The organism is Bradyrhizobium sp. (assembly GCF_004799445.1).
Lineage (GTDB): Bacteria > Pseudomonadota > Alphaproteobacteria > Rhizobiales > Xanthobacteraceae > Bradyrhizobium.
The window spans coordinates 1-11192 of the sequence record NZ_SSNA01000040.1 but is presented as its reverse complement, the minus strand read 5'-3'; the positions used below and the strand labels follow the sequence as shown (position 1 = coordinate 11192).

The window sequence follows — 11192 nt, the reverse complement described above, 5'->3', positions numbered from 1 at the left end:
CGGGCAATCCCGATATCCAGCCCGGCGTCACCATCGTGATCGGTCCCGGCACCGACATCATCGCCGGCGAGGGAAAGATCCTCACCGCCGGCGGCTTCGACAGCCATATCCATTTCATCTGCCCGCAGCAGATCGAGCACGCGCTGATGAGCGGCGTCACCTCGATGCTCGGCGGCGGCACCGGGCCTTCGCACGGCACCTATGCGACGACCTGCACGCCCGGGCCCTGGCACATGGCGCGAATGATCCAGTCGTTCGATGCGTTCCCGGTCAATCTCGGCATTTCCGGCAAGGGCAATGCCTCGCGTCCGGCGGCACTGGTGGAGATGATCAAGGCCGGCGCCTGTGCGCTCAAGCTGCATGAGGATTGGGGCACCACGCCGGCGGCGATCGACAACTGCCTTTCCGTCGCCGACGACTACGACATCCAGGTGATGATCCACTCCGATACGCTGAACGAATCCGGATTCGTCGAGGATACGGTGAAGGCGTTCAAGGGCCGCACCATCCACGCCTTCCACACCGAGGGCGCCGGCGGCGGCCACGCGCCTGACATCATCAAGATCGCCGGGCTGAAGAACGTGCTGCCGTCCTCGACCAATCCGACCCGCCCGTTCACCCGCAACACCATCGACGAGCATCTCGACATGCTGATGGTGTGTCATCACCTCGACCCCTCGATCGCCGAGGATCTGGCGTTCGCCGAAAGCCGCATCCGGAAAGAGACCATCGCGGCGGAAGACATCCTGCACGATCTCGGCGCGCTCTCGATGATGTCCTCGGATTCGCAGGCCATGGGCCGGCTCGGTGAAGTCATCATCCGCACCTGGCAGACCGCCGACAAGATGAAGAAGCAGCGCGGGTCGCTGCCCGAGGACAAGGGCAACAACGACAATTTCCGCGTCAAACGCTATATCGCCAAATACACCATCAATCCCGCGATCGCCCACGGCGTCTCGAAGCTGATCGGCTCGGTGGAAAAGGGCAAGCTCGCCGACCTCGTGCTGTGGGCGCCGGCTTTCTTCGGCGTCAAGCCTGAATGCATCATCAAGGGCGGCTCGATTGTGGCCGCCCCGATGGGTGACCCCAACGCGTCGATCCCCACCCCGCAGCCCGTGCACTACCAGCCGATGTTCGCGGCGTTCGGCAAATCGCTGACCGCCTCCTCGGTGGTGTTCTCCTCGAAGGCGGCGGTGGCTTCCGGCCTTGCCAGGAAGCTCGGCATCGCCAAGAAGCTCTACCCCGTCCAGAATACCCGCGGCGGCATCTCCAAAAAGAGCATGATCCACAACGGCGCCACGCCGAAAATCGAGGTCGATCCCGAAACCTATGAGGTGCGCGCCGACGGTGAATTGCTGACCTGCGCGCCCGCCGAAGTGCTGCCGATGGCGCAGCGCTATTTCATGTATTAGGGCGCCCAACCATGATCTATCTCGTAACTATCTCCTGGACGTCCGGATCATCGGGCCACCCGCTATGATCCGCGCCACGCAGGTTCGCGGGTCTCATCGCTGGAGCGAGCCGCCGGCCGATACCGTCGTGCTCGATTTCGACGATCGTCACCGGCGGCGGATGGTGATGACGGGCACGCGCGGGCTTGAGTTCCTGCTCGATCTGGAAAACGCGGTCGCGCTGCGGGGCGGTGACGCGCTGGTGCTCGAGGACGGCAGGCTGGTCGAGGTCGTGGCGGCGCCGGAGCCGCTGGCGGAGATCCGCTGCAACGACCCGCAGCATCTGGTTCGGGTCGCCTGGCATCTCGGCAACCGCCATCTGCCGACCCAGATCACGGCAAGGGGGTTGCGGATCCGGCGCGATCACGTCATCGAGGCGATGGTGAAGGGGCTGGGCGCGCGGATCATCGAGATCGAGGCGCCGTTCGACCCCGAGGGCGGCGCCTATGCCGGCGGCGGCCATGCGCACGCGCCGGCCGACGAAGGGCATGGCCATGCCGGGCACGATCATTCGTCGCACGCTCATGGCGGTGACCCTCACCATGAGTCCGGTCATCATCACGACGAGCATTGTGATCATGATCACGGCCACGGCCATTCCCATGCTCATGACCACAAGTAAGCCGCAGGCCCGGCCGCGGCGCCGCGCGGTGGTGCGCGCTGCTGCCGTCCAGCAGGACTCTACGGCGGCACCCGGCAGCCGGAGCGGGATGCAAGGGAACGAAGCCGCTGCGCTGTACCGGCTGTTGACGTGGCTGTCGCCGTCTTTTCCGGTCGGTGCCTTCTCCTATTCCAGCGGCATCGAATGGGCGGTGGAGGCCGGCGATATCGCCGATGCCGCATCCCTGCGGGGCTGGCTTGCGGCGATGCTGGCGGACGGGCCGGGATTTTGCGACGGCGTGTTCCTGGCGCAAACGCATCGGGCCGCGTCATCCGGCGACGATGCGGGGCTTGGCGAGATCGTCGAACTCGCCTCGGCCTTCGCGCCCTCGCGCGAGCGCCACCTTGAAACCTCGGCGCAGGGACGGGCATTCGTCGAGATCGCCCGCGCGGCATGGAATTGCGCTGCGCTGGATCGGCTGATCGCGTGTTGCGGCGGCGCCATCGTCTATCCGGTCGCGGTCGGTCTTGTCAGCGCCGCGCATGCGATACCGCTCGCCGCCACGCTCCACGCTTTCCTGCACGCATTGACCTCGAACTGGATATCGGCCGGCGCGCGCCTTGTTCCTCTGGGACAAACCGACGGCCAGCGCGTGCTGGCGCAGCTCGAGCCGATCGTGGCCGCGACGGCAGCGCGCGCGCTTGAGGCCTCGCTCGACGATCTCGGCAGCGCGACCTTCCGCGCCGATCTCGCCAGCATGCGGCACGAGACGCAATACACCAGGCTGTTCCGGTCATGAGGATGCGATGTACTCTCCGCGCGTCGCCCCTGCGAAAACGGTGCGCTCCCCTCCCTCCACGCGCATCGCGCGTGGCGGGGAGGGGTCGGGGGTGGGGGGACTATCCGCAGGAAACGCTGCGTCAGCGATCGCGGCGCTACCCCCCACCCCCGACCCCTCCCCACCGCTGCGCGGGGGGAGGGGAGAAGGCCGGGCCGGTTCGGAGCGCGGCCACACTAGCGCCATGTGGGCAGACAGCTTTGTCATTGCGAGCAGCCGTTGTTATGGGTCCCTGCGTTCGCAGGGACGACGAAAAAGACAGAAAGAGCACTGGATATGTCTAGGAACGGCCCGCTTCGTATTGGCATCGGGGGTCCGGTTGGATCCGGCAAGACCGCGTTGATGGACCTGCTCTGCAAGTCGATGCGCGAGCGTTACGACATCGCGGCGATCACCAACGACATCTACACCAAATGGGATGCCGAATTCCTGGTCCGCTCGGGTTCGCTGACGCCGGATCGCATCGCCGGCGTCGAGACCGGCGGCTGCCCGCATACCGCGATACGCGAGGATGCCTCGATGAATCTCGCCGCGGTCGCCGATATGCGCGCGAAATTTCCCGACCTCGATCTGGTGCTGATCGAATCCGGCGGCGACAATCTCGCCGCCACCTTCTCGCCGGAGCTCGCCGACCTGACGATTTACGTGATCGATGTCGCGGCGGGCGACAAGATTCCCTCGAAGGGCGGCCCTGGCATCACCCGGTCGGACCTTCTCGTCATCAACAAGATCGACCTCGCGCCGCATGTCGGCGCGTCGCTGGAGAAGATGGATGTCGATGCCAGGCGAATGCGCGGCGAGCGGCCGTTCGTCATGACCAATCTCCGCAAGAGCGAGGGGCTGGAGCGCATCATCGGCTTCATCGAGGCCAAGGGCGGCCTCCGTCCGCCGGCGCGGGACAGGGCGGGGCTGGTGGCAAATCGTTAATACTTAACGCGAGCCGGACAGGGCTTGCGGGGGACGGTGGCATTTTTCCGCGATCGGTCCGGAACCAGATCGATCCATCGTGGTTAGCATCCTCTGGCCTTTGCCAATGCGTCACGCGCGGAAGTCATATTGCTCGATGTCAAATCCGTCCCGCCGCAGTTGCGTCCCGATGATCGCTACTCCACTATGCCTTGCGGCTGGCTTTCTGGTTGCTCCGGTTTATCGCCGCCGCGGCGGTCGCCAAATATTTGTTGATCTTCGTTGCCAACACCTCTTCTTTGAGTGAGCGAGTGGTTCGGCTAGGTCTCATCACAGGTTTTATCGCGCTGATCGGAGTTCTGTTCTCCGGTCTTGCGGCGTATCGTATCCACGATCAGGAATTGACGGTCGACGGCATCGCGCTGGCGCGGGCGATCGACGTTCACGCCAGCCTGGTTCAGGACCGGCTGACCGAGCGCGAACTGCTCGCGCGCGTCGCGTCGGGCCTGTTCCGTTCGCCGTCCGTGATCAAGGCCAACATGCTGCAGCCGCTGCGATCCTCGATCTATGCCTTCAAGACCGATTTCGTGGTGGCAAGCTGGATCGCGCGGCTCCGGCCGGAGGAACTGGAAGCGGCACATACCGAACTGGCGGGTGCGGGATTTCCGAACCCGACGATCCGCAGTTTCGACGATGTGCCGCTGGATACCCAGACTCTGCAGCGGCCGGTCGACGTGCTGATGGATGTCGAACCCCGCAATCAGGAGATGTCGGCTTTCCCGGGCCGTTGCTTCGATCAGCACCCGATCCTGGGGCCGATGCTGGCGATGGCGATGACCGCTGGAAAGCCTGTCGCGTCCGATCCGGTCCCGCTGCTGCGCCCCGATGGTCCGATCGGGCTCGTTCTTGCCGCGCCGGTGCTGCAGAATGGCGATGCTTCGCCGGCGGGCTATGTGACGTTCTCCTATGAACTGGCGCCGCTGATGCTGGCCAACGACGATCTGTCGCTGTTCTCGGTGGTGCTGAAGGACCCGCGCAGCGACAACGGTGAGCTGATTGAGAATGACCGGGGCGTCGTCATATCGAGAACGGCAAGTCCGCAAGGCCCTACGCCGTCGGTGACAAGGACGGTGACCTTCGGCGGCCGCGACTGGTCGCTCGGCTATTACGCCAAGACCAACACGGTGACGCGGGCCCGACAGACGGCCACGATCGTGGCCGCCATTGGCCTCGCGCTGACCGCGCTCGTCTGCGGGCTGTTCGGATATGTCGCCTATAACAACCTGCGATTAAGCCGTGAAATCCAGGTCCGGATCGGCTTCGAGCGCCGGCTGACCGCCGTGATCGACGAACTCAATCACCGCGTCAAGAACATCCTTGCGGTGATCCAGTCGATCGTGACGCGAACGCTGCGCCACGGTTCGGACATCGATGTCGCCCGCGAACTCCTGATCGGCCGGATCCATGCCATGTCGAACGTGGTTTCGCTGCTCAGCGAAAGCCAGTGGCAGGGCGTGAAACTGAAGGGGTTGTTCGAAGCGCGCGCGATACCCCATGCCGAGCGTATCGCGGTGAGCGGTCCGGATATCACCGTCAGCGCGCGGGCGGCGCAGTCGCTTTCGCTGTTGTTCTTCGAGCTGGCGTCGCATTCCGACGAAGGACTTTCGCTGGTCGGCAAGCACCCCCACATCGTCGCGCATTGGGAAGTGACCGGCGAAGAGTCGGGCCCGATCTTTTATTTTCGCTGGGAAGAGTTCAACACCAGCGCGGCGACCCGCCGCACCGACAGCGATTTCGGCGTCATCCTGCTCGACCGCGTCGCGCCGGAGGCGCTTGGCGGGACATCGAAGCGGTATTTCACCGATGTGAGCTACGTGTACGAACTCACCGCGCCGATGGAAACCGTGGTTGATATGTCGGAGAGAGACCGCACCGAACAATTTTCGGCGCCGCCGAAGCCGGTGGGGTAGTGACGGGGTTTTGCCGTCATTGCGAGCGTCAGCGAAGCAATCCAAAGCCACAAAGGAAGTCTGGATTGCTTCGTCGCGTTGCTCCTCGCAATGACGGAAAGCAAGAGTCTTAAAGCCGATATCAGCCGCCGCTGCCGCCGATCACCGCGCGCACCGTCTCATCGGGGCCGAAATCCTCGGCGCCATCGACATAGAGCAGGGCGGAGAGCTTGGATCGCGCCCGGTTGACGCGGCTCTTGATGGTGCCGACCGCGCAGCCGCAGATCGCCGCAGCGTCCTCATAGGAGAAGCCGGAGGCGCCGACCAGGATCAGCGCTTCACGCTGGTCCTGCGGAAGCTTGTCCAGCGCAAGGCGGAATTCCTCGAATTCGAGATGCGCCTGCTGCGCCGGCTGGGTCTTCAGGGTTTTGGCATAGCTGCCATCGGCGTCCTCCACCTCCCGCCGCCGCTTGCGATAGTCGGAGCGGAACAGGTTGCGCAGGATCGTGAACAGCCATGCCGGCAGGTTCGAGCCGGGCTGGAACGAGTCGATGTTGGCTAGCGCCCGCAGCAGCGTTTCCTGCACCAGATCGTCGGCGCGGTCGCCATTACCGGAAAGCGAGATCGCAAAGGCGCGCAAGCTCGGAACCGACGCCAGGATGTCGTCGCGGAGTGAGTCTGTGAGAGGCATTATTATTCCCCTCCGTCGTTTTTTTCGCCCGCAGTCCCAGCAGTCCCTAGTTGGGGATTGCCCTCGGGCGCATCAAGCTTGCGGATCAGCTCGACGAACCGGTCCGGAACCCCCTGCCGGACGACATCGTCGTACATGGCGCGCAGCTGGTGGCCTATTCGGGACTGAATCTCGGCGTTGAGGCCGCCCTGCTTCTTTACATCCTTCATGACCTGGTCCACGCTTCCCCGAGAGTTAAGCTTTTGTATTGTCACGGATAATCCTCAAAATTGCCGCTGCGCCGGCGATCGCTATCGTAGTGGCTAATTCAAAGTTGCCCAAAAAGTTCCGGAAGATCCGGGAACTTTTGTCCGGTCTGGGCGTAGACAGGCACTGTTAGGGGGATACCGGGTCACCCTCGCGCCGAAGTTTTGGCCCAAGATGAAGGATGGAGTGGGGATGTCCCGATCACAGCTTGTTGCCGAACACTTGCCGTTGCTGCGCCGCTATGCCCGTGCGTTGACGGGAAACCAGGCGTCGGGCGACGCTTATGTCGGGGCCATGCTTGAGGCCCTGCTTCAGGATCCGTCGCTACTGGACGAGCGTCACGGACCGCGCGCCGGGCTTTTCAAGCTCTTTACCCAGATCTGGAACTCGGTCTCGCTCAACGAGGACCCCGAAGTGACGCCGCTGCCGATGCCGCCCGAGCGGAGGCTTTCGAATATCACCCCGCTGCCGCGCCAGGCCTTCCTGCTGTTGTCGCTGGAGGGCTTCTCGGAAGAAGAAGTGGCCTTCATTCTCTCGATCGATGTGGCCGAGACCCGCAAGCTCGCCGATACCGCCGGGCGCGAAATGGCGGCGGAGATCGCCACCGACGTGCTGATCATCGAGGATGAGACCTTCATCGCGATGGATCTCGAAAGCCTGGTGAAGAATCTCGGTCATCACGTGATCGGCGTCGCCCGCACCCACACCGACGCCATTGCTCTCGCCAAGAACAAGAAGCCCGGCCTGATCCTGGCGGATATCCAGCTGGCCGACGGCTCGTCCGGTCTCGATGCCGTCAACGAACTGCTGCGGACCTTCGAGGTCCCGGTGGTGTTCATCACCGCGTATCCGGAACGTTTCCTGACCGGCGAGCGCCCCGAACCGGCGTTCCTGATCTCGAAGCCGTTCCAGCCCGCGATGGTGTCCGCGGTGGCGAGCCAGGCGCTGTTCTTCCAGCGCAACTCGCGCAACCGGTCGTCAAGGGTGGCGTGATCTCGGGAACTGCCGTGTCAAGCCTGCTCGGGCGCGGCTTTGCTGCGCCCGCAGGTCGTTTAATGGCGGCGTGTCGATTTCGATGGATTCGTCAGATTCCTCGCCGAGCGTGCGCAACGGTCGCTCCGGGAGAACCCCTGAGAAATACTTCAAGACGGACGGCGAGCGTAGCCCGGATGAGCGAAGCGATATCCGGGGTCTTCGCATTTGCTATGGTTCCCGCATGTCGCTGCGCTCATGCGGGCTACTTGCTTCATGAAGGACAGCGCCGCCGCGCGGTCACTCCACAGAAAATGAGGATTGGTCTGAGGTCTTCGATGTCAAGCTGAGTTCCCGTTACGCGCGAAAGCGCTCTTGCGAGAGCTGCCAATTACGATCTCCATGGTCAGACCCCAAACATAAGAGGTTTCATAACCGTGGCCCCCATGATGCGCATATGAAGCAGGTCACACTCCCTGCTGTTCGTCAGCGGCGCCGGGCGGCTGACGGGCGATGTCGAGCCGTGCGCCGACGAAACCATTTTTCGAAGCCGACGAAGTCGGCCTGAAGCGAAAATCCCCTATCAAGGCCCCGCCGGGGGCGAGATTTTGGAGATTGCAGATGGCTGTTGTGGCGAGGGTTTTATCGTTCGCGTTTCCCGATAGTGAATTGGAGGTGGGCCCCCTTATGACGGTCGCCCTGTTTTGTGGCCTCGGTCTGTCAATATCCCTGCTCCTGGCCGCTGGCGGTTTCGATTTGGGGGCCGGCTTTTTCTAAGTAGCGGCCGCCGCCGGGAGTGAGCGCTTTGAGGACAAGCGCCCGACGGTCGGGCAGACGTCGTTCTGCGATGGGAACAAAAGTTTTCTCAAGCAATGTACGACAGCATCGCTTACAGGGACACCAGTTCGATATTTCCGAACTTTGGCTTCGGTAGAAAATCCAAATTCGATTCTCGGCAGCTTAAGCTTGATATTCAAGACCTCGATTTCGAGAAAATCTTTTTACTTAACGCCAACAGAATGCTCCTCCGAATGTGCATGATCTGGTGCCTGTTCTACGCTTCTCCTCTGTTGGTGATGCTCACCGAGTGCACCCGCGCATGACGCCAGCGTCATTGCCATTGCTGAGCGCGCTTGGACGATTACTACTTTTCGCCTGCGAACAAGAGTGAGGTGAGTGGTGACGATTTACGTTGCTTTTGCAGCTATCGTCCTTTGGGCATCCTTTGCAGCCTATTTATTTGGTCGAACGATGAATTTCGACCGTAAAGCCCTAAACAATTTAGCGCCCGGCGCGGATTTTTGGGGGAATGGGGGCCGGCGGGATGGGCAGTTTGGGCGCGATCCCGCCCTTTACACCCTCCTGGGTCGGAGCTATCGGCGGAAAGCTATGGTTACGACTTGGGTCTTCATCCTTTGGATGATTGGTGGCGTTATAGTCATCACAGCATGTTTTGAGCCTTCTTAGATTCCTCCCTCATTGCGGCTGGGGAGTTTGGCCGCCGAGGATTTGCAAAAAAACCGACATGTCGACGTTACCTCCGCATTGGATTATCGCCACCCGCTTTCCGGCGTGCTGCGCTCGTTCCTTGATGAGCGCTGCTAGGGGAGCAGCACCGGCTCCTTCGGCTATATTGTGTGTGTCGGTGTAGATGACGCGAATCGCTTCCGCAATTTCATTGTCACTGACGCGGATAATGCGTGCGACGCCATTTTTTATTATTTCGAATGGCTCCTCCTGGGGATCGCGGCATGCTATCCCGTCCGCGAACGTTCTCGCCGACGCCGTCGGTATAAGGCGGCCGGCTTCGAACGACAGCGCAAAGGCTGGAGCATTGGCAGCCACGACACCGACGATCTCCGTTTTGAGTTGCAGCAGATCGCGAACAGTGATCAAGCCGCAAATTCCGGAACCGACACCAATCGGGACATAGACGACATTCAAGTCGGACCAACTTGCAAAGAGTTCGTGAGCGTAAGTCGCAACGCCTTTTACAATTTCACGGTGAAACGATGGGATCAGATGGTGGCCGCGTTCGCGTTCGATACTCGCAGCAAAAGCCCGACTTTCGTCAAAGTCCTTGCCGGCGACAATCAACTCTGCACCGAAGGCCTTCATTGCAGCATTTTTTTCAACGGAGTTTCCTTCGGGGACCACAACGATGCAGCGCAGGCCGTTTCGCGCTGCGGCAACCGCTACGGATTGCCCGTGATTGCCCCGGGTGGCGGTAACCAAGCCCTGCGGCAGGCCACCACGGCATCGCAGGGCATTGACGTAGACCAGCCCGCCACGAGCCTTGAATGATCCTGTCGGAGTGTGGTTCTCGTGTTTCACGATGACCTCGACGCCGAGTCGATTGCAGAGCAGAGGCCAAGCGTACGCGGGTGTATGTGGCACAAACGATCGGACGATTGTTGTCGCCGCTTCAAGTTCGTCTAAGGTAAAAAATGGCTTCATCGTCCCAGCCTCCCGAATGCAACAATCGATATCAGTTTCCTGAAATCGCGACTTTCAGGAAACTGACCTAAAAAGCTCGACACACACTCGTTTCGCGATGTCGGGCGTGACGGTTCGTGCTATCGTCAGTCATGGGTGTAAAGGAGCAACGTCAGCCTCTTCGGCAAGGCTTGCCTAAAAGGCGGGCCGCCGACGTCGGCCATTGCGCCGCCGAATTGCTGCCTCGAAGTCCCTATGACGTGAGATATACCCCTGACGCAGCGGTCATAGGCTTTGCATTCGAGGGCCAAACTGGTGTCCATGCCTTTGCGACGGATCGCCGAGCCGAATTTCGAGCAAAGCCCAATGGACTGGCCTATGTACCGCGAGGCTGCGATGTCTATTCGCAATCGCTCCACGGCGGCGAATACCTGAGGATCGTGGTCTGCCATGGGCAGGAGGACGCTGGCTTGAGCGAACGCCGATTCAGCGACATCATTGATTCCACCGCGATTCGCGCCGCCCAAAACTTGCGAGCGATTTTGCTGGCGGGTAATCCTATCGATCTGCTCAACCTTGAGCATTGGCTCGATGCGCTGATCGATCGTGCTACCCACGCCGTACGGCGGAACGAAAGCGAACCGCGGATTGGGTCGTGGATGACAACTCGCCGCCTCAAGGAGGTGGACGAACTGATTGATGCCCGCCTCGACGACAAACTGACTGTCCAGGAGCTGGCTACAGCCGTTGGCCTCTCGACCGGCTTTTTTAGCCGGGCCTTTAAGGCTTCCGTTGGGAAAGCTCCTTACGAATATATCATCGACCGGCGAATTTCACGGGCGCGAACGCTTCTGGAAATTGGTACAGCTGAGCTGAGCGACATCGCACTGGCTTCCGGGTTCACCTCGCATGCGCACATGACTGCCACATTTCGCAGCCGGCTCGGAGTGACGCCGAGCCACATTCGCCGAGAATTTGTTTGAGTCACTTCCGGGTTTGGCACATCGCGACATTTCGCTGCGTTGTGGAATTTGGTCGCTATCGCGGTGTAGCGGACATCGAGCAAAATGCACCGATCAAGCTCGCTTGATGAGTATGCGCC

The 11192-nt window shown here is 61.6% G+C and carries 10 protein-coding genes; 7 read left to right on the top strand and 3 right to left on the bottom strand.

Annotation, left to right across the window (positions count from 1 at the left end; all coding sequences use genetic code 11):
• The 5 genes from ureC to E8A46_RS04370 all read left to right on the top strand — a co-directional run.
• Positions 1-1412 (top strand): urease subunit alpha (ureC, locus tag E8A46_RS04390; protein ID WP_291557941.1); only part of this gene is annotated, 1412 nt, incomplete at its 5' end.
• 64 nt (positions 1413-1476) lie between these two features.
• Positions 1477-2073 (top strand): urease accessory protein UreE, encoded by a 597-nt coding sequence (locus E8A46_RS04385; RefSeq protein WP_291557938.1) that lies wholly within the window; start codon positions 1477-1479, stop codon positions 2071-2073.
• Between the two features lie 88 nt (positions 2074-2161).
• Positions 2162-2851, top strand: coding sequence for an urease accessory protein UreF (locus E8A46_RS04380; RefSeq protein ID WP_291557942.1), 690 nt, complete (start codon positions 2162-2164; stop codon positions 2849-2851).
• Positions 2852-3166: 315 nt separating this feature from the next.
• Positions 3167-3817: an urease accessory protein UreG gene (gene ureG / locus E8A46_RS04375; protein ID WP_291557936.1), complete on the top strand. Its 651-nt coding sequence runs from the start codon at positions 3167-3169 to the stop codon at positions 3815-3817.
• Between the two features lie 290 nt (positions 3818-4107).
• The gene (locus E8A46_RS04370; RefSeq protein WP_291557934.1) at positions 4108-5766 is read left to right on the top strand and encodes an HWE histidine kinase domain-containing protein; all 1659 of its coding nucleotides are present in this window, start codon (positions 4108-4110) and stop codon (positions 5764-5766) included.
• Positions 5767-5887: 121 nt separating this feature from the next.
• Here E8A46_RS04370 and E8A46_RS04365 read toward each other — a convergent pair whose 3' ends face one another.
• Positions 5888-6436 carry a sigma-70 family RNA polymerase sigma factor gene (locus E8A46_RS04365; RefSeq protein ID WP_291557933.1) on the bottom strand — a complete coding sequence of 183 codons (549 nt, stop codon included), beginning with the start codon at positions 6434-6436 and terminating at the stop codon, positions 5888-5890.
• Between the two features lie 2 nt (positions 6437-6438).
• Positions 6439-6645, bottom strand: a complete 207-nt coding sequence (locus E8A46_RS04360) for a NepR family anti-sigma factor (protein WP_291557931.1) — start codon at positions 6643-6645, stop codon at positions 6439-6441.
• Between the two features lie 229 nt (positions 6646-6874).
• On the opposite strand from E8A46_RS04360, the gene E8A46_RS04355 reads away from it, so the two are divergent.
• Positions 6875-7675, top strand: coding sequence for a response regulator (locus E8A46_RS04355; protein ID WP_291557930.1), 801 nt, complete (start codon positions 6875-6877; stop codon positions 7673-7675).
• A 1455-nt stretch (positions 7676-9130) separates the two neighbouring features.
• Here the strand turns inward: E8A46_RS04355 and E8A46_RS04350 are convergent.
• On the bottom strand, positions 9131-10111 hold the full coding sequence (locus E8A46_RS04350) for a threonine dehydratase (RefSeq protein WP_291557928.1): 981 nt from the start codon (positions 10109-10111) through the stop codon (positions 9131-9133).
• 449 nt (positions 10112-10560) lie between these two features.
• On the opposite strand from E8A46_RS04350, the gene E8A46_RS04345 reads away from it, so the two are divergent.
• Positions 10561-11073: an AraC family transcriptional regulator gene (locus E8A46_RS04345; RefSeq protein ID WP_291557927.1), complete on the top strand. Its 513-nt coding sequence runs from the start codon at positions 10561-10563 to the stop codon at positions 11071-11073.
• Positions 11074-11192 lie beyond the last annotated feature (119 nt).

What these genes read in the sequence shown, in the direction of transcription:
- E8A46_RS04385 (WP_291557938.1), top strand. Translation starts at nt 1,477, where the DNA reads ATGATCCGCGCCACGCAGGTTCGCGGGTCTCATCGCTGGAGCGAGCCG.
- E8A46_RS04380 (WP_291557942.1), top strand. Translation starts at nt 2,162, where the DNA reads ATGCAAGGGAACGAAGCCGCTGCGCTGTACCGGCTGTTGACGTGGCTG.
- ureG (WP_291557936.1), top strand. Translation starts at nt 3,167, where the DNA reads ATGTCTAGGAACGGCCCGCTTCGTATTGGCATCGGGGGTCCGGTTGGA.
- E8A46_RS04365 (WP_291557933.1), bottom strand. Translation starts at nt 6,436, where the DNA reads ATGCCTCTCACAGACTCACTCCGCGACGACATCCTGGCGTCGGTTCCG.
- E8A46_RS04360 (WP_291557931.1), bottom strand. Translation starts at nt 6,645, where the DNA reads ATGAAGGATGTAAAGAAGCAGGGCGGCCTCAACGCCGAGATTCAGTCC.
- E8A46_RS04355 (WP_291557930.1), top strand. Translation starts at nt 6,875, where the DNA reads ATGTCCCGATCACAGCTTGTTGCCGAACACTTGCCGTTGCTGCGCCGC.
- E8A46_RS04350 (WP_291557928.1), bottom strand. Translation starts at nt 10,111, where the DNA reads ATGAAGCCATTTTTTACCTTAGACGAACTTGAAGCGGCGACAACAATC.